Origin of the sequence: Rhodovulum sp. 12E13, assembly GCF_003340565.1 — a bacterium.
Taxonomy (GTDB): domain Bacteria; phylum Pseudomonadota; class Alphaproteobacteria; order Rhodobacterales; family Rhodobacteraceae; genus HLUCCA09.
Window position 1 is genome coordinate 13,185 of record NZ_QPLK01000009.1, and the last position, 21,264, is coordinate 34,448.

General features: G+C 70.8%; 21 protein-coding genes. 10 read left to right on the forward strand and 11 right to left on the reverse strand.

Translation table 11 applies throughout. The features are described from left to right. Positions 1 to 158: 158 nt before the first annotated feature. The 3 genes from DLJ49_RS09820 to DLJ49_RS09835 all read left to right on the forward strand — a co-directional run bounded on the left by DLJ49_RS09820 (position 159) and on the right by DLJ49_RS09835 (position 4,097). On the forward strand, positions 159 to 1,712 hold the full coding sequence (locus DLJ49_RS09820; RefSeq protein WP_115393375.1) for an ABC transporter substrate-binding protein: 1,554 nt from the start codon (positions 159 to 161) through the stop codon (positions 1,710 to 1,712). A 443-nt stretch (positions 1,713 to 2,155) separates the two neighbouring features. Beyond that, positions 2,156 to 3,136 carry an ABC transporter permease gene (locus DLJ49_RS09830; RefSeq protein WP_115393377.1) on the forward strand — a complete coding sequence of 327 codons (981 nt, stop codon included), beginning with the start codon at positions 2,156 to 2,158 and terminating at the stop codon, positions 3,134 to 3,136. Position 3,137: 1 nt separating this feature from the next. Further along, positions 3,138 to 4,097, forward strand: a complete 960-nt coding sequence (locus DLJ49_RS09835; protein WP_115393378.1) for an ABC transporter permease — start codon at positions 3,138 to 3,140, stop codon at positions 4,095 to 4,097. A gap of 16 nt (positions 4,098 to 4,113) precedes the next feature. Here DLJ49_RS09835 and DLJ49_RS22065 read toward each other — a convergent pair whose 3' ends face one another. Next, on the reverse strand, positions 4,114 to 4,266 hold the full coding sequence (locus DLJ49_RS22065; RefSeq protein WP_199533339.1) for a hypothetical protein: 153 nt from the start codon (positions 4,264 to 4,266) through the stop codon (positions 4,114 to 4,116). Between the two features lie 177 nt (positions 4,267 to 4,443). Between DLJ49_RS22065 and DLJ49_RS09840 the strand changes: the two genes are divergently transcribed. The 6 genes from DLJ49_RS09840 (at position 4,444) to DLJ49_RS09865 (ending at position 10,448) form a co-directional block, all read left to right on the forward strand. Further along, positions 4,444 to 4,713, forward strand: coding sequence for a hypothetical protein (locus DLJ49_RS09840; protein ID WP_147277296.1), 270 nt, complete (start codon positions 4,444 to 4,446; stop codon positions 4,711 to 4,713). Next, positions 4,710 to 5,717 carry an ABC transporter ATP-binding protein gene (locus tag DLJ49_RS09845; RefSeq protein ID WP_115393380.1) on the forward strand — a complete coding sequence of 336 codons (1,008 nt, stop codon included), beginning with the start codon at positions 4,710 to 4,712 and terminating at the stop codon, positions 5,715 to 5,717. The genes DLJ49_RS09840 and DLJ49_RS09845 overlap by 4 nt, the downstream gene beginning before the upstream one ends. Continuing rightward, positions 5,717 to 6,748, forward strand: coding sequence for an ABC transporter ATP-binding protein (locus tag DLJ49_RS09850; RefSeq protein WP_115393381.1), 1,032 nt, complete (start codon positions 5,717 to 5,719; stop codon positions 6,746 to 6,748). Before DLJ49_RS09845 ends, DLJ49_RS09850 begins: the two co-directional genes overlap by 1 nt. A gap of 346 nt (positions 6,749 to 7,094) precedes the next feature. Then, positions 7,095 to 9,089 (forward strand): heme lyase CcmF/NrfE family subunit, encoded by a 1,995-nt coding sequence (locus DLJ49_RS09855; protein WP_115393382.1) that lies wholly within the window; start codon positions 7,095 to 7,097, stop codon positions 9,087 to 9,089. After that, positions 9,089 to 9,550, forward strand: coding sequence for a cytochrome c-type biogenesis protein (locus tag DLJ49_RS09860; RefSeq protein WP_115393486.1), 462 nt, complete (start codon positions 9,089 to 9,091; stop codon positions 9,548 to 9,550). Before DLJ49_RS09855 ends, DLJ49_RS09860 begins: the two co-directional genes overlap by 1 nt. A 121-nt stretch (positions 9,551 to 9,671) precedes the next feature. After that, positions 9,672 to 10,448: an enoyl-CoA hydratase-related protein gene (locus DLJ49_RS09865; protein WP_115393383.1), complete on the forward strand. Its 777-nt coding sequence runs from the start codon at positions 9,672 to 9,674 to the stop codon at positions 10,446 to 10,448. A gap of 88 nt (positions 10,449 to 10,536) precedes the next feature. Here DLJ49_RS09865 and DLJ49_RS09870 read toward each other — a convergent pair whose 3' ends face one another. The 4 genes from DLJ49_RS09870 to gltX form a co-directional block, all read right to left on the reverse strand. Beyond that, positions 10,537 to 10,794 carry a hypothetical protein gene (locus DLJ49_RS09870; protein ID WP_115393384.1) on the reverse strand — a complete coding sequence of 86 codons (258 nt, stop codon included), beginning with the start codon at positions 10,792 to 10,794 and terminating at the stop codon, positions 10,537 to 10,539. Between the two features lie 86 nt (positions 10,795 to 10,880). After that, entirely contained in the window at positions 10,881 to 11,117 is a 237-nt protein-coding gene (locus DLJ49_RS09875) for a hypothetical protein (RefSeq protein ID WP_115393385.1), read from the reverse strand. 182 nt (positions 11,118 to 11,299) lie between these two features. Further along, positions 11,300 to 12,604: a citrate synthase gene (gene gltA / locus DLJ49_RS09880; RefSeq protein ID WP_115393386.1), complete on the reverse strand. Its 1,305-nt coding sequence runs from the start codon at positions 12,602 to 12,604 to the stop codon at positions 11,300 to 11,302. Between the two features lie 68 nt (positions 12,605 to 12,672). Next, a complete protein-coding gene (gene gltX / locus DLJ49_RS09885) occupies positions 12,673 to 14,100 on the reverse strand; it encodes a glutamate--tRNA ligase (protein ID WP_115393387.1) in 1,428 nt (475 codons plus the stop codon). A 44-nt stretch (positions 14,101 to 14,144) separates the two neighbouring features. Between gltX and DLJ49_RS09890 the strand changes: the two genes are divergently transcribed. Next, positions 14,145 to 16,250 carry a ComEC/Rec2 family competence protein gene (locus tag DLJ49_RS09890; protein WP_233488930.1) on the forward strand — a complete coding sequence of 702 codons (2,106 nt, stop codon included), beginning with the start codon at positions 14,145 to 14,147 and terminating at the stop codon, positions 16,248 to 16,250. A 46-nt stretch (positions 16,251 to 16,296) separates the two neighbouring features. Here the strand turns inward: DLJ49_RS09890 and lexA are convergent, their stop codons facing one another. From lexA to DLJ49_RS09920, 6 genes are all read right to left on the reverse strand, one after another. Continuing rightward, positions 16,297 to 17,022, reverse strand: a complete 726-nt coding sequence (gene lexA, locus DLJ49_RS09895) for a transcriptional repressor LexA (protein ID WP_115393388.1) — start codon at positions 17,020 to 17,022, stop codon at positions 16,297 to 16,299. A gap of 81 nt (positions 17,023 to 17,103) precedes the next feature. Then, positions 17,104 to 18,285 (reverse strand): molybdopterin molybdotransferase MoeA, encoded by a 1,182-nt coding sequence (gene glp, locus DLJ49_RS09900; protein ID WP_115393389.1) that lies wholly within the window; start codon positions 18,283 to 18,285, stop codon positions 17,104 to 17,106. Continuing rightward, the gene (gene moaC, locus DLJ49_RS09905) at positions 18,282 to 18,770 is read right to left on the reverse strand and encodes a cyclic pyranopterin monophosphate synthase MoaC (RefSeq protein ID WP_115393390.1); all 489 of its coding nucleotides are present in this window, start codon (positions 18,768 to 18,770) and stop codon (positions 18,282 to 18,284) included. The genes glp and moaC overlap by 4 nt, the downstream gene beginning before the upstream one ends. Continuing rightward, entirely contained in the window at positions 18,764 to 19,567 is an 804-nt protein-coding gene (gene trpC / locus DLJ49_RS09910) for an indole-3-glycerol phosphate synthase TrpC (RefSeq protein ID WP_115393391.1), read from the reverse strand. Before trpC ends, moaC begins: the two co-directional genes overlap by 7 nt. Then, positions 19,564 to 20,586, reverse strand: coding sequence for an anthranilate phosphoribosyltransferase (gene trpD / locus DLJ49_RS09915; protein ID WP_115393392.1), 1,023 nt, complete (start codon positions 20,584 to 20,586; stop codon positions 19,564 to 19,566). The genes trpC and trpD overlap by 4 nt, the downstream gene beginning before the upstream one ends. Continuing rightward, positions 20,583 to 21,170 carry an anthranilate synthase component II gene (locus DLJ49_RS09920; protein WP_115393393.1) on the reverse strand — a complete coding sequence of 196 codons (588 nt, stop codon included), beginning with the start codon at positions 21,168 to 21,170 and terminating at the stop codon, positions 20,583 to 20,585. Before DLJ49_RS09920 ends, trpD begins: the two co-directional genes overlap by 4 nt. Positions 21,171 to 21,264 lie beyond the last annotated feature (94 nt).

The following is a 21,264-nucleotide window of genomic DNA, read 5'->3' on the forward strand; positions in this document are numbered from 1 at the left end:
TGTCGTGACAGCGGCCGCGGGAGCCGCGGCCGTTGCAAATGAAAATCCCGATTTTTGTGCGCACGCAGAGACTTGATCGCAAAATCACATAAGTGTGTGCGCGATTGCAGGGAAGGCGGCGTCCTGCGACGGTGTCCGTCATCACAAGGGAGATCTGCATGACACGCCATGTGCTCGCCGCCGCGGCCCTCGCCGCGCTGCCCGCCGCCGCCGCCGCCGAGGAATTCCGCTGGGCCGGCCAGACCGACCCGCAGACGATGGACCCGCACGCGGTGTCCTCAACGCCCGTTCTCGGCTTTCTCAACAACGTCTACGAGGGGCTCGTCCGCCGCGGCAGGGACATGGCCGTCGAGCCGGCGCTCGCCACCTCCTGGGAGCCGATCGGCGACGGCGAGGGCTGGCGCTTCTTCCTGCGCGAGGGGGTGACGTTCCACGGCGGGCAGAGCTTCGACGCCGACGACGTCGTGTTCTCCTACGAGCGGGCCGCGTCGGAGGAATCGGACGTCGCCTCGTGGTTCGCCCCCGTCTCCGACGTGGTGAAGGTGGATCAATACACCGTCGACGTGCTGACGCCCGAGCCCAACCCGATCTTCCCCGATTCCATCGCCAACTGGATGATCATGGATGCGGGCTGGGCGGCCGACGTCGGCGCGGAGCGGCCCGCGAAGGACGAGGAGAACGCCGCGACGTTGCAGGCCAACGGCACCGGCGCCTTCCGCCTCGTCTCCCGCGAGCCGGGCCTCGAGACGGTGCTGGAGCCCTTCGCAGGCTGGTGGGGCGAGCCCGGGCACAACGTCACCCGCGGCGTCTTCACCCCGATCCAGAACCCCGCCACGGCGGTCGCCGCGCTGCTGTCGGGCGACGTGGACATGATCAATCCCGTGCCCATCCAGGACGCCGAGCGGCTGGATGCGCAGGAGGGCGTGAAGGTGATCCGCGGGATCGAGGCGCGGGTGATCATGCTGGGCTTCGCCCATGACGCCGACACGCTGACATACGGCGACGAGGGCATGGACAACCCCTTCGCCGACCCCCGCGTGCGGCAGGCGGTGGCCCATGCCGTCAACGTCCCCGCCATCCTGCAGACGACGATGCGCGGCAACGCCGAGCCGGCGTCGCAACTCGTCTCGGAGGCGATGCGCGGCTATTCGGCCGGTGTTGAGCGCCCCGAGTATGCGCCCGAGCGGGCCCGCGCGTTGCTGGCCGAGGCGGGATACCCGGACGGGTTCGCCTTCGGTTTCAAGTGCCCCAACGACCGTTACCTCAAAGACGAGGCGGTGTGCCAGGCGATCGTGTCGATGCTCGCGCAGGTCGGCCTCGAAGCCGAGCTCGAGACGATGCCGGTGCGCACCTACTGGCCGCGCCTGCGCGAGGACGATTTCGACATGTATCTGCTCGGCTGGTCGCCCGGCACCTTCGACCACGAGCATCCGCTCCGCTTCCTGGTGCACACCCCGACCGACCGGCTGGGCACGTGGAACTTCGGCGGCTACTCCAACGCGCGCATCGACGCGCTGCTGCCGCGCATCCAGTCCGAGATCGACGATGCCGAGCGGCAGGCGATGATCGACGAGGTCGCCGGGATCATCGCCGAGGACAATGTCTATGTGCCGCTCTATGTCCAGCCGCTGCTCTGGGGAGCGGCGGAGTCGGTAGAGCTCACGCAGCGGCCCGACAACTTCTTCATCCTGCGATGGGTGACGGTGAACTGACGATTTCAGCTCGGCGCGCAAAAGCCTTGCCAAGGCTTTTGCAAATTCCTTCTTCAAGGAATTTGCGCGTCGGTCGGGCGCTGCCGGAGCGCCCGGCGCGTGGCGTCATGGGGGGCGGTCTCGTCATCCACATGACCGCCCCGCCGGTTTGCCGCAGGCCACCGAGCCGGGCCGCCCTGCCGTCACCGCATCGGCCGCGCGCGCCGTCCGCGCGGTCACGGCGCGCGGGGTCTCGACCTTCACGGCCGGGCCGCGAAACGGCACCGTCTTGCGGCGCGTCACGATGATGTCTGCCCGGTGCGTCAGGTTTCGCCGGCGCCCGGCCGTGGCGCCCACCGGGCAGGCGACGTGACGATTTCGTGACGGAACGGGCGCGTCGCCCTTGCGTATGTGGCGGTCATCGCGTCTTTACCCACCCGTCCGCACCCGTCAGGATGCTCCAGATGCTTGCCTATATCATCCGCCGCGTCGGCCAGTCGGTTCTCGTGCTCCTCGTCGTGGGGCTCGTGGCCTTCTCGATGTTCACCTTCGTGGGCGACCCGGTCGACAACATGCTGGGGCAGGAGCGCACGCAGGCCGACATAGAGCGGCTGCGCACCCAGCTCGGCCTCGACCAGCCGTTCCCGGTGCAATACTGGAAGTTCCTGCAGAACGCGGTGCAGGGCGATTTCGGCATTTCCTACCGCCAGGGCCGCCCGGTGGCCGAGATCATCTCGGAGCGGCTGCCGGCGACTCTGGAACTCGCCGCCGTCTCGGCCCTGTTCGCGATCACGCTGGGCGTGGGCCTCGGCGTGCTCACGGCGATCCGGCGGGACGGCTGGCTGTCGAACGCGATCATGACCGTCTCGCTGATCGGAGTGTCGCTGCCGACGTTTCTCATCGGCATCCTGCTGATCTACCTGTTCTCGGTCGAACTCGACATGCTGCCCTCGTTCGGCCGCGGCGACGTCGTCGATCTCGGCTGGTGGACGACGGGGCTGCTGACCGAGAGCGGGTTGAAGGCGCTGATCCTGCCCGCGATCACGCTGGGCCTCTACCAGATGACCCTGATCATGCGGCTCGTCCGGTCCGAGATGCTGGAGGTTCTGCGGCAGGACTACATCCGTTTCGCGCGCGCCCGCGGCCTGCGCGAGCGTGCGGTCAACTTCCGCCACGCCTTGAAGAACACGCTGGTGCCGGTGATCACGGTGACGGGCCTGCAACTCGGCTCGATCATCGCCTTCGCCATCATCACCGAGACGGTGTTCCAGTGGCCGGGCGTGGGCCTGCTGTTCATCAACGCGATCCAGTTCGTCGACATCCCCGTGATGGCCGCCTACCTGATGCTGATCTCGGTGATGTTCGTCGGCATCAACCTGATCGTCGACCTGCTCTACTTCGCCATCGACCCGCGGCTGCGGATCGACACCGGAAAGGCGCACTGACATGGCCGACCTGCCCGCAGAGGGGCGCGGCGCCGCGCCGCGCCGCCCGACCCGGCTCAAGCTCGCCTGGGAATCCGACTTCGCCTGGAAGTTTCGCCGCTCGCCGGTGGCGCTCGTCTCGTTCGTGGTGATGATGACGCTGGTCCTCGGCGCCGTCCTCGCACCGTGGATAGCCCCGCACGACCCGTTCGACCCCGGCACGCTCAACCTGATGAACGGCTTCACCCCCCCGATGGAGCCCAACGCCTTTACCGGCGAGACCTTCCTGCTGGGCACCGACGACCAGGGGCGCGACGTCTTCTCGACCATCCTGTTCGGCCTGCGAATCTCGCTTTTCGTCGGCTTCGCGGCGGTCTGCTTCGCCATGGTGCTGGGCGTCACGCTGGGCCTGCTCGCGGGCTGGTTCGGCGGCTGGACCGAGACGATGATCATGCGCGTGGCCGACGTGCAGCTCACCTTCCCGGCGATCCTCGTGGCCATGCTGATCTTCGGCATCGCCAAGGGCATCACCCCCATCGAATACCGCGACCAGATGGCGATCTGGGTGCTGATCTTCGCCATCGGGCTGAGCGACTGGGTGCAGTTCGCCCGCGTGGTGCGGGGCGCGACGCTGGTGGAAAAAAACAAGGAATACGTGGCCGCCGCCCGCCTCATCGGCCGGTCGGGTCCCGCGATCATGGTGCGCCACATCCTGCCCAACGTGCTTTCGCCGGTGCTGGTGATCGCCACGATCAGCCTGGCACTCGCGATCATCGCCGAGGCGACGCTGTCGTTTCTGGGGGTGGGCGCGCCGCCGACCCAGCCCTCGCTCGGCACGCTGATCCGGATCGGGCAGGGCTTCCTGTTTTCGGGCGAGTGGTGGATCCTGTTCTTCCCCGCGCTGACGCTGCTCGCCCTCGCGCTGTCGGTCAACCTGCTCGGCGACTGGCTGCGCGACGCACTGAACCCGAGGCTCAAATGACGCCGGCGGTCGCGCGCTACCTGTCGTCGGTGCACCAGCGCGCACCGTCGGCCACCCATTCGACGTCGCCCGCTTCGGCATGGACGGTGATGAGGCCCGGCGCACGGGTCACCGTCTCGGGGGCGAGCAGGTTGAGAAAGAGGGCGAGCGCTTCGGCGGAAAGGCACATGGGGCGGTCTCCTCGGTCGGGCCAGGGTGCCTGCGATCATCCCCCTTCGCGGGCTGCCGAAACCCTAGCCGACCGTGCACCCCGCACGACCCGGGGCGCGACGGTGCGCGCCGCGACTCGACGTCGCGTGATCGCCTGTAGGGCCCGGCGGGCAGCGACAGCCCTGGCAGCGTGACGATGGAGGGTGATACGATCTCCCCCTTGCTCACGGCCCTGCCGTTCGTCTACCTCGCGTTGCAGGTCGGCGGCCTTTTCGCCCGCCGCGAGCCGCTGCGGACGGGCGCCCGGATATGTGCCGGGGTCATGGGCGCGGTGGTGGTCTTCGCCGTCGCGGGCGGCCTCGCCGGCTCGAACCTCGCCCCCATCTGGGTGATCTTCGCCATTCCCGTGCTGACGCTCGCGCTCGTCGTGCTCTGGGGCGTGCACCTGCTGAGGAGGCAAGCATGAGCGATCGCCCGAACCGGCCGGCCGTGCTGTCGGTGCGCGACCTGACCGTGGAGATCCCGACGCGACGGGGCGTGCTGAAGCCGGTCGACAGTGTCAGCTTCGACATTGGCGAGGGCGAGATCCTCGGTGTCGTCGGCGAATCCGGCGCCGGCAAGTCGATGACCGGCAACGCCGTGATCGGCCTGCTCGACCGCCCCGCGCGCATCTCGGGCGGAGAGGTGCGCCTGCGCAGCGAGCGGATCGACAATCTGCCCTACGAGAAACTCCGCCGGGTGCGGGGTCGGCGGATCGGCATGATCTTCCAGGATCCGCTGACCTCGCTCAACCCGCTCCTGCCCATCGGCGAGCAGATCGCCGAGACGGTGCGCACCCATATGGACGTCTCCAGCACCGAGGCGTGGAACCGCGCCGTTGCGGCGCTGGAGGAGGTGGGCATCCCGGCTGCGCGCGAGCGCGCGGGCAGCTATCCGCACGAGTTCTCGGGCGGCATGCGGCAGCGCGTGGTGATCGCGCTCGCCCTGTGTGCCGAGCCCGACCTGGTGGTGGCCGACGAGCCGACCACGGCGCTCGACGTCAGCGTGCAGGCGCAGATCATCGCGCTGCTCAAGCGGCTCTGCCGCGACCGCGGAACGGCGGTGATGCTGGTGACGCACGACATGGGCGTGATCGCCGAGGCCGCTGACCGGGTGGCGGTGATGTATGCCGGCCGCATGGCCGAGCTCGGCCCGGTGCGCGAGGTCGTCACCCGCCCCCGCCACCCCTATACCGACGGGCTGATGGGCGCCACGCCGCTCGCCGGCGGCGGCCAGCGGCGGCTGCGACAGATCCCCGGCGCGACGCCGCGGCTGACCGCGCTGCCGACGGGCTGCGCCTTCCACCCGCGCTGCCCGAACGCGCAGGATGCCTGCCGGCAGGATCCACCCCCCACGCTCGCCGCCGACCGCGGACGCGCGGCCTGCTGGTTCCCGGTCGAGCACGATCTGCCAAGGGCGAGGGAAGCCTGATGCGCGACGACGCCCCCCGTTCCACCAGCGAGACCCCGGCCGGGGCCGCGCCGCTCGTCTCGGTGCGCAACCTCAGCCGGGTGTTCGATGTCTCGCGCCCCTGGCTGAACCGCGTGATCGAGCGGTTGCCCCTGCGCTACCTGACCGCGGTGTCCGACGTCTCCTTCGACATCCCGGCGCGCACGACCTACGCCCTGGTGGGCGAGTCTGGCTCGGGCAAGTCGACCATCGGCAAGATCCTGGTCGGGCTGCTCTCACCCTCCGAAGGGTCTGTCGAGATCAACGGGATCGACCTCGCGCGCGAGACGGATGCAGCGAAGATCGGCCGCGTGCGATCCGACATCCAGATGATCTTCCAGGACCCCTATGCCAGCCTCAATCCCCGCTGGACGGTCCGCGCGATCATCGTCGAGCCGGTCGCGGCACGCGGCGGCGACACGTCCGGGCTCGCCGAGCGGCTGCTCGAGCAGGTGGGCCTCGCGGCCGAGGATGCCGACAAGTATCCGCACGAGTTCTCGGGCGGGCAGCGTCAGCGCATCTGCATCGCCCGCGCGCTGGCGTCCGAGCCGCGGTTCATCGTCTGCGACGAGCCGACCTCGGCGCTGGACGTGAGCGTTCAGGCGCAGGTGCTCAACCTGATGTCCGACCTCAAGGAGGAGTTCGGGCTGACCTATCTCTTCATCAGCCACGACCTGACTGTCGTGCGTCACATGGCCGATCGAGTCGGCGTGCTGTATCTCGGCCGGCTGGTGGAAGAGGCCGCACCGGACGAGTTGAACGAGATACCGCGCCACCCCTATACCCGCATGCTGCTCGAGGCGGCCCCCCGGCTCGACGCCTTCGGCCGCGAGATCGATCCGCCCAAGGGCGAGATTCCAGACCCGATCTCGCCGCCGCCGGGCTGCGCCTTTCACCCCCGCTGCCCCATCGCCGTCGATCGCTGTCGGCAGGAGCGCCCCGCGCTGCGCCCCCTCGGCGGTGCCCGCGTCGCCTGCCACCGCGCAGGCGAAGAGGGAACGCCCACGGCCTGAGCCGGCACGCGGGCGGCGCCGGCGTCGGAGGGGGGCCAGCCCCCCGTCGGCCATGCGGCCGACTCCCCCCGGGATACTTGGAGCAAGAAGAAGACGGGGCGGGATTCCAACGCGAGGCTGCTTCTCCTGCCAGGGGCCTGCGCCTTCTTCTTGCTCTCAATATCCCGGGGGTGCGGGGGCTGGCCCCCGCTGCGACGGAGCGGGGGCGCGGCACGGCTGCGTGGGGCGGCCGCGATCACAAGCGCGTCAACGGGGGGCTCGCCTGTCGGGAAAGCGGGCGGCTGCGACCGTTTGGCGGGCACACGGACCATTGGCGGGGCGGTGCGGCTGGTCTAGCTTGCCGTCCATGATCGCAGAACTCGGACATTTCGCCCTGATCCTCGCCGCCTGCGTGGCGCTCGTTCAGATGATCGTGCCGTTGATCGGCGCCCAGAGACGGTGGGCCGGGTGGATGGCCGTGGCCGAGCCGGCGGCGACCGCGCAGTTCATCCTTGTCGCGGTGTCCTTCGCGGCGCTGACATGGGCATTCGTCACCTCCGACTTCTCGCTGAGGCTCGTGACGCTGAACTCGCATTCGGCCAAGCCAATGCTCTACAAGATCACCGGCGTGTGGGGGAACCACGAGGGCTCGCTCCTCCTCTGGGTGCTGATCCTCGCGCTCTTCGGCGCGTCGGCCGCGTGGTTCGGCGGCAACCTCAAGCCGACGCTGCGCGCGCGCGTGCTGGCGGTGCAGGCGAGCGTGGGCGTGGCGTTCTACGCGTTCATCCTGTTCACCTCGAACCCGTTCCTGCGGCTGGAATCGCCCCCCCTCGACGGGCAGGATCTCAACCCGCTCTTGCAGGACCCGGGCCTCGCGTTTCACCCGCCGTTCCTTTACCTCGGCTATGTCGGCCTCTCGATGGCCTTCTCCTTCGCCGTGGCGGCGCTGATCGAGGGTCGCGTCGACGCCGCCTGGGGCCGCTGGGTGCGGCCGTGGACTCTGGCGGCGTGGCTGTTCCTGACCATCGGGATCGCGCTCGGCTCGTGGTGGGCCTATTACGAGCTCGGCTGGGGCGGCTTCTGGTTCTGGGATCCTGTCGAGAACGCCTCGTTCATGCCCTGGCTGCTCGCCGCCGCGCTGCTGCATTGCGCCATCGTGGTCGAGAAGCGCGAGGCGCTGAAGAACTGGACGATCCTGCTCGCCATCCTCGCCTTCGGCTTTTCGCTGATCGGCACGTTCATCGTGCGCTCGGGCGTGCTGACCTCCGTGCATGCCTTCGCCAACGATCCCGAGCGGGGCGTCTACATCCTCGCCATCACGGGTCTGTTCGTGGGCGGCGCGCTGACGCTCTACGCCGCGCGGGCGAGCGCGATGGAGGCCAAGGGCGTGTTCGGCGTGCTCAGCCGCGAGAGTGCGCTGGTGGCCAACAATATCCTCCTGGCGGTCTCGTGCTTCGTGGTGTTCGTGGGCACGATCTGGCCGCTGGTGGCCGAGCTCGCCTTCGACCGCAAGCTGTCGGTCGGCCCTCCGTTCTTCGACGCCGCGTTCACGCCCTTCATGGTGGCGCTGATGATCCTGTTGCCGGTAGGCGCCATGATGCCGTGGAAGCGCGCCCGACTGGGCCGCGCCATGCAGCCGCTTTGGGGCGTTCTGGCGCTGGCGCTGGCGGCCGGGGGGCTCACATGGGCCATTCAGACCGGGCAATCTCTGCTCGCCCCCCTCGGCATGACCCTCGCGCTCTGGGTGATCGGCGGGGCCGTGGTCGATCTCTGGAGCCGGGCCGGCAAGGGCACGCCGGACGAGCGGCTGCGACGGCTGCGCGCGCTGCCGGGCGGCGACTGGGGCAAGGCCATCGCCCATGCCGGCCTGGGGATCACCGCGCTCGGCGTCGCCGGGCTGACGCAGTGGCAGGTCGAGGACATCCGCGTTGCGCAACCGGGCGAGCGCTACACGGTCGAGGCTTTCGGTCCGTGGGAATACGACGTGCGCCTCAACGCCGTGAACGAGGTCGAGGGGCCGAACTACGTCTCGACGATGGCGAGCATCGATGTCTTTCGCGGCGACCGCCAGATCGCCCGTCTCGAGCCGGAGAAGCGTGTCTACCCGGTGGCCGGCATGCCCACCACCGAGGCGGCGATCGACAACGGCATCCTGCGCGACGTCTACATCGTGATCGGAGACCCTCAGGCGAACGGGGGCTGGGCGGTGCGCACCTACATCAAGCCGCTGGCGAACTGGATCTGGGCGGGCTGTATCGTGATGGCGATCGGCGGGATGGTCTCGCTGTCCGACCGGCGCTACCGGGTCGCGGCCGGTGCGCGCAAGGCGGCCCCCGCACCTGGTGGAGTGCCGGCCGAATGATGCGTGGGGTCTGCTTCGCGCTCGCCCTGGCGGTAGGTGTGGCGAGCCCGGCCGGTGCTCTCTCGCCGGACGAATTGCTCGACGACCCCGCGCTCGAGGAGCGGGCGCGAGAGCTCTCGTCGCAGCTCCGCTGCATGGTGTGCCGCAACGAATCGATCGACGAGTCGAACGCCGATCTCGCCCGCGACATGCGCCTGATGGTGCGCGACCGCCTCGTGGCGGGAGACAGCGATGCCGAGGTGATCGACTTCGTGGTGGAGCGCTACGGCGAATACGCGCTGCTGCGGCCCACGACCGAAGGTGCGAATATCATCCTCTGGGTCGCGGGGCCTGCCATGCTCATCGTGGCGCTCGGCATCGGCGGCGGATATGTGTGGTCGCGCCGGCGGGCGCCCGCGCGCACCGAAGAGGGCCTGTCGGCCGAGGAGCAGGCCCGCCTCGACGCCCTCCTGAAGGAGTGAGCGGGGCACGACGGTCCCGAAGGGTATGCGTGCAACGACCGGCCGGAAGGTTCTTGGCCCGCGGACGGGGGCCGGGTAGGGGAATGGCGCGATACGCCCCCAGCCAGCCGACGAGGCCCGAATGATCTACGAGACCATCCGCTACGCCGTGCGCGAGGACGTGGCGATCCTCACGCTCGACCGGCCGGACGTCATGAATGCGCTCTCGACCCAGATGCGCGCCGAGATCACCGACGCGGCCAGGCGGGCCCCGGGCGAAGCACGGGTGCTGGTTCTTACCGGCAGGGGCCGTGCTTTCTGCTCGGGGCAAGACCTCGGCGACAGCAAGTCGATCGCGGCGACCGACCTCGAGCGCACGCTGCGCGACGAATACGTGCCGATGGTCAAGGCGGTGGCAGAGTGCGACATCCCGACGATCGCCGCCGTCAACGGGGCGGCGGCGGGCGCCGGCGCCAATCTTGCGCTCGCGGCCGATGTGGTGGTGGCCTCCGAAGAGGCGGTCTTCCTGCAGGCCTTCGCGCGGATCGGTCTGATCCCGGATGCGGGCGGCACCTACTGGCTGCCCCGGCAGGTGGGCTTCGCACGGGCGATGGGCGCGGCGCTCTTCGCCGAGCCCGTGACGGCGAAACAGGCGGCCGAATGGGGCATGATCTGGGAGGCTGTGCCGGAGGCGTCGTTTGCCGACGCGTGGTGGACGCGGGCGCGGCACCTTGCCACCGGGCCGACGCAGACCTACCGCAACATCAAGCGCGCGTTGCGTCAGGGGCTGGCGAACGACTTCGAGGCGCAGCTTCTGCTCGAGGCCGAGTTGCAGGGCGAACTGGGCGAGACGCGCGACTTCCGCGAAGGCGTCCTGGCGTTTCTCGAGAAGCGGCAGGCCCGCTTCGAGGGGCGCTGAGCCGACGAGGCACGCTCGGGCGGCGTGGCCGGAACCCCTGGCGATCGGCAGGCGACCGAGGCGTTATCGCCGCGGGGGCGCGGCCGTGTCAGCCTGCCCGGCGGAGATGTTCCTGGCCTCCCTGACGGGGAAAGGCCGGCAGCGGCGCGGTGAACGCCGCCTCCGTGGCGCGCGCCTCCGACTGCATGGCGCGCAGAGCGGCCAGCGCCGCGAGGGCGATGACCGCAATGTTGCCGACCCCCACGAAGATGCCGGCGGCGCCCAGCATCGACCCGCCGGCAGCGAGGTGAAACCCTGCGGCGGTCGCCCCACCGATCCAGCCCAGCAGGAGATATCCGACGATCATGGCGCGACTCCGTTTCGATGACGGATGCACCCCACCACGAAAGGTCTTACCACTGCGTGAACGCGGGCGATGCTCGCGAGATCTGGCTAGGTCGATCGGTCAGGACGCCGAAAGTCGGAGGGCCCGGTGCCGCCGCTGCCCTGGTCTGTCAGGCGGTCGCGCCGGCAAACCAGCCGGAGCAGGGCGGCGACGAGCAGTGCGGCATTGCCGGTCAGCACGACCATGGCCGCGATCCCGGCAGGGCCGAGCGACAGCGCCTCCGCCGTGAGGAGCGCGACCGCCAACCCCGCAAGCAGCCCGAACAGAAGATATCCCACGGCCACGCCTGCCTCCTGCACTCGGCCCGGGCGCCTCGCCCGCGCGAAGCAGTCTAGGGGGCACAACCGCAGGATGAAAGTGAAAGAGGCGCCGTGTCACTCGATCGGCCGAGCCTTGCCGATGCCCGCCGCGCTCGGCCAAAATGTGGCCGGGCGCGACGGGGGCATCGGGCCGCTGCGGCAAACCCTCAGCGGTTCTCGACGTCGACGTAGTCGCGCTTCGGCGCCCCGGTATAAAGCTGCCGGGGCCGGCCGATGCGCATGGTCGGGTCGGACAGTTGCTCTTTCCACTGGCTGATCCAGCCCACCGTGCGCGAGACCGCGAAGATCGGGGTGAACATCGAGGTGGGGAAGCCCATCGCCTCGAGGATGATGCCCGAGTAGAAATCGACGTTGGGGAAGAGCTTTTTCTCGGTGAAGTAGGGGTCGGCCAGCGCCGCCGCTTCCAGCTCCTTGGCGACCTGGAGGGTGGGGTTGTTCTCGACCCCCATCAACTCGAGCACCTCGTCGGCCGACTGCTTCATCACCTTCGCGCGCGGGTCGAAGTTCTTGTAGACGCGGTGACCGAACCCCATCAGGCGGAAGGGGTCGTCCTTGTCTTTGGCGCGGGCGATGTATTCGGGGATGCGGTCGGGCGTGCCGATCTCCTTGAGCATCTCCAAGCAGGCCTGGTTGGCGCCGCCATGGGCTGGCCCCCAGAGGCAGGCGATGCCGGCGGCGATGCAGGCGAAGGGGTTGGCGCCAGACGACGAGGCGAGCCGTACCGTGGAGGTCGAGGCATTCTGCTCGTGGTCGGCGTGCAGCGTGAAGATCCGGTCCATCGCGCGGGCGAGGATCGGGTCGACCACGTAATCCTCGGCCGGCACCGCGAAGCACATGCGCAGGAAGCTCGACGCATAGTCGAGATCGTTGCGCGGATAGACGAAGGGCTGGCCGATGGAATACTTGAACGCCCACGCGGCGATGGTCGGCATCTTCGCGATCAGCCGGATCGAGGCGACCTCGCGCTGCCACGGGTCGGAGATGTCGGTCGAGTCGTGATAGAACGCGCTCATCGCGCCCACGACACCCACCATGATCGCCATCGGGTGCGCGTCGCGCCGGAACCCGCGGAAGAAGTTCTGCATCTGCTCGTGCAGCATCGTGTGCATGGTCACACGATTCTCGAAATCCTCGAGCTGCTCGGCCGAGGGCAGGTCGCCGTAGAGCAGAAGGTAGCACACCTCGAGGAAGTGGCTCTTCTCGGCCAGCTGGTCGATCGGGTAGCCGCGGTGGAGCAGCTCGCCCTTGTCGCCGTCGATGAAGGTGATGGTCGATTCGCACGAGGCGGTCGAGGTGTAGGACGGGTCGTAGGTGAACACCCCCGTCTTGCCGTAGAGATTGCGGATATCGACGCAATCCGGTCCGGCAGTGGGCGACAGGATCGGCAACTCCAGCTCGTGGTCGCCGACCTTGAGCGTGGCGACGCGGGTCGTGTGCGAGGTGTCAGGCATCGGGCATCCCCTTTCTTGGTCCGCTGCGGCGCGTGGCCGGGGCGGGCGTGACGGGCAGGGGGTGGTCGTCAGGCGCCCCCCATGCCTGCGGCGTCTTCGATCCGGCCGATCGTCTCCTCCCGGCCGATCACGGTCATCATATCAAACACGCTCGGGCTGGCGGCGCGTCCTGACAGCGCGGCCCGGAGCGGCTGGGCGATCTTGCCTAGCTTCATCTCCCGGGCCTCCGCGAAGGAGGCGACGGTCTCTTCGAGCGCGTCTCGCGTCCAGTTAGCCGTTTGCAGGTGCGGCGTCAATTCGCTCAGTATACCGCGGGATACCGGATCGAGCGCCTTCGCGGCCTTCTCGTCGGGCTCGAACGGGCGCGCCCCCAGCACGAAATGCGCCTTGTCCAGCAGGTCTCCCAATGTCTTCGCCCGGTCCTTGAGGTGCGGCATCGCGGCGCGCAGCCCCTCGCGCTGCGCTGCAGAGAGCGGCGCGTCGTCGCGGGCGGCGAGGTAGCCGTCGATGGCCGCCATGAGTGCGTCGTCGTCCATCCGCGCGATGTGGAGCCCCGAGAGGCTCTCCAGCTTCTTGAAGTCGAAGCGGGCCGGCGCCTTGTTGATCCCGGTGATGTCGAAATGTCGTTTCAGTTCGGCGTCGGTGAAGACCTCCTGATCCCCGTGGCTCCACCCCAGCCGCGCGAGGTAGTTGCGCATGGCCGGCGCCGGGTATCCCAGCGCCTCGTAGTCGTGAACGCCCGTCGCGCCGTGGCGCTTCGACATCTTCTTGCCGTCGGGGCCGAGGATCAGCGGCACATGCGCCCAGACCGGCACAGGCCAGCCCATCGCGCGATAGACGAGCATCTGGCGCGCGGCGTTGGCGAGGTGGTCGTCGCCGCGGATGACGTGGGTCACGCCCATGTCGTGGTCGTCGACGACCACGGCGTGCATGTAGGTCGGCGAGCCGTCCGACCGCAGCAGGATCATGTCGTCGAGCTGATCGTTGCGCCATGTCACGTCGCCCTGCACGACGTCTTCGATCACCGTTTCGCCCTCTCGGGGCGCCTTGATCCGCACGACGTGCGGCGCGTCCGGGTGTTCGGTCTCGGGCACGTCGCGCCAGGGCGACCGGAAGAGGGTCGAGCGGCCCTCGGCGCGGGCCTGCTCTCGAAACGCCTCGATCTCCTCCTGCGTCGAGAAGCACTTGTAGGCCGCGCCCTTGGCGAGCAGGTCTCGCGCGACCTCGGCATGGCGCTCCGCGCGCGCCGCCTGACTGATCGGCTCGCCGTCCCAGTCGAGGCCGAGCCAGGTCAGCCCCTTCAGGATCGCCTCGGTCGCCTCGGGGGTGGAGCGCGCCCGGTCGGTGTCCTCGATCCGCAAGAGGAAGGTGCCGCCCCGCCCGCGGGCGTAGAGCCAGTTGAAGAGCGCCGTGCGCGCGCCGCCGATATGCAGGAAGCCTGTGGGCGAGGGCGCGAAGCGGGTGACGATCTGGCCGTCGGCGGGGCTCTCGGGCATCGGCGTTAACCTTTCGTAAACCATGCTTCTCTAGCGCGGGCGTCGTGTATGCGGACCCTCTCGACGAGACAAGGGCGGCGGGGCCGCCCGCCCGGCCGTCTCTCGCGGCGCGGATCGCCGAGGGCGCGGCGGGGGCGGTCCGGGCGCAGCGGGGCCACCTCGTCCACTGGGTGCCGGTCTGCCTCGCCGCGGGCATCGGGGGGTGGTTCTCGCTCAAGTGGGAGCCGGGCGTGGCGCATTACGCGGCGCTCGCGCTCGTCACCGTGCTCCTCGTGCTGGCTGCGCGTTGGGCAGGCGAGCTTGCGGCGCCGTTTCTGGTCGGCCTGGCGCTGGTCTGCGCGGGGGGGCTGGCCGCGGGCGCTCGCGCGCATCTCGTCGCCGCGCCGGTGCTCGAGTTCCGCTATTACGGCCCCGTCGAGGGGCGGATCGTCGGCATCGACCGGTCGGCCTCGGGCGCGCTGCGCCTGACGCTCGACCGGGTGCGCCTCGACCGGGTTGCGCCACGCCGCACGCCCGAGCGGGTGCGCCTGTCGCTCCACGGCGCGCAGGGGTGGGCAGAGCCTGTGCCGGGCCTCACGGTCATGGCCACCGCGCATCTCTCGCCCCCCGGCGGCCCCGTGGAGCCCGGCGGCTTCGATTTCGCGCGCATGGCGTGGTTCGACCGGCTTGGTGCCGTGGGCTACACCCGCGCGCCCGTGCTGATGGCGGCCCCGGCCGAGGAGGGCGCGGCGCTCGCCGTCTTCCGCATCCGGATGGCGCTCTCGACCGCCATCCAGGAGGCCCTTCCGGGGCCGCGCGGCGCCTTCGCCACGGCGATCCTGACGGGCGACCGCTCCGGCATCCCCGAAGATGCGCTGGAGGATCTGAGGGGGGCGAACCTTGCCCACCTGCTCGCCATCTCGGGGCTGCACATGGGGCTGCTCACGGGCGTCGTCTTCGGCGTGATCCGGGGCGGAATAGCGCTCGTGCCCTGGGCCGCGCTCCGGTTGCCGGGAAAGAAGATCGCCGCGCTCGCCGCGCTCGCCGCCGGCGCCGTCTACCTGGCGCTGTCGGGGGGCAACGTCGCGACCGTGCGCGCCTACGTCATGGTGTCGGTCGTGCTGGTGGCGGTGCTGCTCGACCGGCGGGCGATCTCGCTGCGCTCTGTCGCCATCGCGGCGACGCTTGTCCTGCTGATGACTCCCGAGGCGCTCTCCGGCCCCGGCTTCCAGATGTCCTTTGCCGCGACGACGGCGCTCGTCGCTGCCTTCGGCGCGGTGCGCGACTGGCGGGCCGGCGTGCCGGCCTGGGCCCTGCCGGTGGGAACGGTCGTGCTGTCCTCGGCCGTGGCCGGGGCGGCGACGGCGCCCTTCGCGGCGGCGCATTTCAACCGCTTCACCGATTACGGTCTGGTGGCCAACCTCCTGTCGGTGCCACTCATGGGCGCCGTCATCATGCCGGCGGCAGTTGCGGCCGCTGTGCTCGCGCCCTTCGGCCTCGGCCACCTGGGCCTGGCGGTCATGGGATGGGGCCTTGCCTGGGTGCTCGGGGTGGCCGACTGGATCACCTCGCTCGAGGGCGCGATCACGCCCGTGGTGGCTCCCGGGCCGGGGGTGCTGCCGCTTCTGTCGCTCGGTGCGCTGGTGGTGGTTCTGTGGCGGGGCCATGGCCGGTGGGCGGGCCTCGTGCCGCTGGCGCTGGCGCTGGCGCTCTGGGCCGGAACGGAGCGCCCGGCCTTGCTGATCGCGCCGTCGGGCGGGCTGATCGGGCTGATGGGCCCGGAGGGGCGCGTTCTGTCGAAGTCGCGGGGCGACGGCTTCTCCGCCGAGGTCTGGCTCGAGAACGACGGCGACATGGCCTCGCAGGACGAGGCCGCGGACCGCCCCGGCCTGCCGGGCACGGTGCAGGAGCGGCGCCTCGACGTGGCGGGCCTGCGCGTCGCTCATGTGACCGGGCGCGACCGCGCGGCGCGGGCCGGGGCCGCCTGTGCCTGGGCCGACCTGCTGATCGTCAACACCGCGCTGGAAGCCCCTCAAGAGGGCGGCTGCCTCCTGCTCGACGCCGCCGCCTTGCGGGAGACGGGAGCGGTGGCCATTCACGACGATGCTCGCGGGGCACGGCTGGTGACTGCCGCGGAGCGGGCAGGAGCCCGCCTCTGGGCGCCGCGCTGACGGCGCGGACCCGACGGGGGGCGCCCCGGGTGCGGCGCCGGAGGCCTCAGCCGTAGGTGCGGATCAGCCCGACGAGGCGGCCCTGCACCTGCACCTGGTCGGAGCGGAAGACGCGGGTCTCGTAGGCCGGGTTCGCCGCCTCGAGCGCGATGGCCGCGCCGCGCCGGCGGAAGCGCTTGAGCGTGGCTTCCTGACCCTCGACAAGGGCGACGACGATATCGCCGTTGTCGGCGGTGTCCTGCTCGCGGATGACCACGATGTCGCCGTCGTTGATGCCCGCCTCGATCATCGAGTCGCCCTTCACCTCGAGCGCGTAGTGGCTGCCACGGCCCACCATCGCGCCGGGCACGGCCACGCCATGGCTGCGCTCGCTGATCGCCTCGATCGGCACGCCCGCCGCGATCCGGCCCATGACGGGCAGTTCGACCGCCTCGGCCGTCACCTCCATCGCTGCCGCGGGGCGCGAGGCCGGCGCAGGGGCGGCCGCCGGTCCGTCGCCCTCGATCACCTGCGGCGTGAACCCCGACGCGCGCCCCAGCGCCGCCTCGCCGCCGAGCGAATCCGGCAGGCGAACGATCTCGATGGCGCGCGCGCGGTGCGCGAGGCGGCGGATGAAGCCGCGTTCCTCCAGCGCCGTGATCAGCCGGTGGATGCCGGATTTCGACCGCAGGTCGAGCGCGTCGCGCATCTCGTCGAACGAGGGCGGCACCCCGTCGCGCTGCACGCGCCGGTTGATGAAGTCCAGCAGATCCAGTTGCTTGCGGGTCAGCATTGCACGCCCCTCGCCCATGCCCCGATAAGACCACTCTGGGAATGTTCTACAGGCGTTCCCGTTTTGTGTCAACTTGCCGCGTCACGCCTGCGTGAGCGGCACGATCTCCACCTCGGCGCCTGCCTCGCGCGGCGGGTCGTGCGGCGGGCGCACGAGCAGGGCGTCGGCGCCGGAGAGGATCGACAGCAGGCTCGAATCCTGCCGGTCGAACGGGGCGACGCCCGTGCCCTCGCGGCGGGCGCGCATGTAGTGCTCGCGGGGGCCGTTGGCGTCGATGGCGCGGGCCAGCCGTGCGGTCAGGCGCGGCGCGGGCGCGGGCGGAAAGCCGAGCATTGCCCGCAGCAGCGGCAGGACGAAAATGTGGCCGCACACCATGGCCGAGACGGGATTGCCCGGCAGGCCGACAACCGCAGCCTCGCCCAGCCGACCGGCCATCAGCGGCTTTCCGGGCCGCATGGCGACCTTGTAGAAGGCCCGCTCCATCCCCAGCCGCTCGGCCACGGGCGCCACGAGGTCGTGATCGCCCACCGAGGCACCGCCGATGGTCACGATCAGGTCGGCGCCGCGGGCGAGGCGGAACGCGGCCTCGAGGCTCGCCTCGGTATCGCGCGCGATGGGCAGGAGGCGGGCCGTCGCCCCGGCCGCGTCGAACAGCGCCTTCAGGCCGAGCGCGTTGGAGGCGACGATCTGATCGGGGCCCGGCGCCTCCCCCGGCTGCACCAGTTCGTCGCCTGTGGCGATCACGGCTACCTCCGGCCGGCGGCGGACGGTGACCGTCGGCGCGTTCATCGCGGCGGCAAGCGCGATGTCGGCCGACCGCAGGAGGCGCGGCGCCGCGATGCGGTCGCCGGGGGCGAAATCACCGCCGGCGGGGCGGATGTTGGCGTTGCTGCTCGGCAGCGTGGCCAGCCGCATGCCGGTGGGGGTCGTCTCCGTATCCTCCTGGATCACGACGAAATCGGCGCCTTTCGGCACCGGTGCGCCGGTGAAGATGCGCACTGCCTCGCCGGGGCCGACGGCGCCGGGATAGGCCCGGCCCGCCGGCGCCTCGCCGATCACGCGGAAGGCCGCGCCCTCGGCGATGTCGGCGGCCCGCACCGCGTAGCCGTCCATCGCCGAGGCGGCGAAGGGGGGCTGGGCGCGTCGCGCCACCACGTCGTCCGCCAGCACCCGGCCTGCCGCCTCGGCCAGCGGCACCTCCTCGGTGCCGAGCGACCGCGCGAGGACGAACAGGCGCTCGAGCGCCTCGGCGGTGGAGATCACGAGGCGTCCCCGCGCGGCCCGGCCTCGAAGCGGCCCGACTTGCCGCCCTCCTTGAGCGTCACCCGGATGCCGCCGAGCTCCATCCCCCGGTCGACCGCCTTGAGCATGTCGTAGACGGTCAGCGCGGCGGTCGAGACGGCGGTCAGCGCCTCCATCTCGACGCCGGTCTGGCCGGTGGTCTTGACGGTCGCGGTGATGCGCAGGCCGGGCAGGTCACGATCCGGCACGAGATCCACCGCGACCTTCGTCACCGGCAAGGGATGACAGAGCGGGATCAGGTCGGCCGTGCGCTTGGCGCCCATGATGCCGGCGAGGCGGGCGGTGCCGATCACGTCGCCCTTCTTCGCGCTGCCGTCCTCCACGATGGCCAGGGTTTCGGCCCGCATCCTGACGTGACCCTCGGCCTCGGCGATGCGCGCGGTCGGCGCCTTGCCGGAGACGTCGACCATGTGGGCGCGGCCCTGCTCGTCGAAATGGGTCAGCATGGCGCCTCGGCGGGGGCGAGAAGGGCGCGGGTGGCCGCCTCGACGTCGGGCTGGCGCATCAGGCTCTCGCCGACGAGAAAGGAGCGGACCCCGTGCGCGGCCATGCCGGCGAGGTCGGCGGGCGTGAAGAGGCCCGACTCGGAGATCACGGTGCGCCCGGGGCCGACGCGCGGGGCAAGGTCGCGCGTCACATCGAGAGAGACTTCGAACGTCTTCAGATTGCGGTTATTGATGCCGATCAGCGGCGAGGAAAGTCGGAGCGCCCGGTCGAGCTCCTCCGCATCGTGCACCTCGATCAGCGCATCCATGCCCCAGTCGCGGGCGGCCGCCTCCAGCTCGGCGGCCTGTGCGTCGGAAACCGAGGCCATGATGATCAGGATACAGTCGGCGCCCATCGCCCGCGCGTCGGCCACCTGCCACGGATCGTAGAGGAAATCCTTGCGCAGCACCGGCAGGCCGCAGGCGGCGCGGGCCGCTTCGAGGAAGTCGGGCGCGCCCTGGAAGGAGGGGCCGTCGGTCAGCACCGACAGGCACGCCGCGCCGCCGGCGGCATAGGCGCGGGCGATGGCGGGCGGGTCGAAATCGGCGCGGATCAGCCCCTTTGAGGGGCTCGCCTTCTTGACCTCGGCGATCAATGCGTAACCGTCGGCCGACGCCCGGCCCAGCGCCGCGCCGAAGGGGCGGACCGGTGGCGCGGCGCGCGCCTCGTCCTCGACCCTCGGGAGGGGCCGGGCGGCCTTGCCGGCGGCGATCTCGTCGAGCTTGTAGGCCTTGATCCGGTCGAGCACGGTCGTCATGCGGTGGCCCCCGTCGTCAATCGGGCAAGCCCCTCCACCTTGCGCTTCGCGGCGCCGCTGTCGAGGCTCTCCTGCGCGATCTCGACGCCCTCGGGCAGCGCGGCGGCCCGGCCCGCCACGACCAGCGCGGCGGCGGCGTTGAGCAGCACCGCGTCGCGGTAGGCGCCGGCCTGCCCCTCGAGCAGCGCGCGGAAGGCCGCGGCGTTCTCCTGCGGCGTGCCGCCGAGGATCGCGTCGAAGGAATGCACCGGCAGGCCCGCATCCTCCGGGGATAGCTCGCGCTCCTCGACCCGCCCCCCCTGCAGGGCGGCGACCCAGGTCGGCCCGGAGATCGATATCTCGTCTGTCCCGTCGGCGCCGTGTACCAGCCACGCCGCCTCCGACCCGAGCGCCAGCAGCGTCTCGGCCATGGGCACGATCAGCGCGCGGTCGTAGGCGCCGGTCAACTGGAGCCGGACGCCCGCCGGGTTGGTCAGCGGCCCCAGGACGTTGAAGATCGTGCGCGTGCCGAGCTCGGTGCGCGCCGGCATGACGTGGCGCATCGCCGGGTGGTGCATGGGCGCCATCATGAAGCCGATACCCACCTCGGCGAGCGCCCGCTCGACCACCTCCGGCCCGACCATCACCTGCACGCCGAGCTGGCCCAGCGCGTCGGCCGCGCCCGATTTCGACGACAGGTTGCGATTGCCGTGCTTGGCCACCGGCACGCCGGCGCCCGCCACGACGAAGGCGGCGGCGGTCGAGATGTTGAGCGTGCCCTTGCCGTCGCCCCCGGTGCCGACGATGTCCATCGCCCCCTCGGGCGCGCGCACCGCCGCGCAGTTGCGCCGCATCACGCGGGCGGCGGCGGCGATCTCTTCGACCGTCTCGCCGCGGGTGCGCAGCGCCATCAGCAGACCGCCCGTCTGCGCCGGCGTCGCCTCGCCCGCGAACAGCAGGTCGAACGCCGCCTCCGCCTCGTCGGTCGTGAGCGCCCGGGTGCAGGCGGCGGCGATCAGCGGCTTGAGGTCGTCGCTCATGCGGCCTCCGGTGCGGGCAGGCGGGCGAGGAAGTTCCGCAGCAGCGCATGGCCGTGCTCCGAGCGGATCGACTCGGGGTGGAACTGCACGCCCTCGATCGGCAGCTCGCGGTGGCGCAGGCCCATGATCGTGCCGTCCTCGAGCCATGCCGACACCTCGAGCGCGTCCGGCAGGCTCTCGCGCTCGACGATCAGCGAGTGATAGCGCGTGGCCGAGAGCGGCGCGGGCAAGCCGGCAAACACCCCGCGGCCGTCGTGGTGGATGATGCCCGGCTTGCCGTGGACGATCTCGTGCGCGCGGATCACGCGGCCGCCGAACGCCTCGCCGATCGTCTGGTGGCCGAGGCAAACGCCCAGAAGCGGCACGCGCGCCTCGGCGGCGGCGCGGGTGAGGGCGAGGCAGATGCCCGCCTGCGCGGGGTCGCAGGGGCCGGGCGAGAGCACGATCGCCTGCGGCGCTAGCGCCATCGCCTGCTGCACGTCGAGCGCGTCGTTCCGGCGGACGTCGACGGGCGCGCCCAGTTCACCGAGGTAGTGAACGAGATTGTAGGTGAAACTGTCGTAGTTATCGATCAGGAGGAGCATGGGGCTGGCGGCTCTGGCTCTCTGGCGGGGGCGGGCGGGGCAAGGTCTCGAGCGAGGTCTGGCGGGCCGTGGCGAGGCGCGCGGGCTGTTCTGG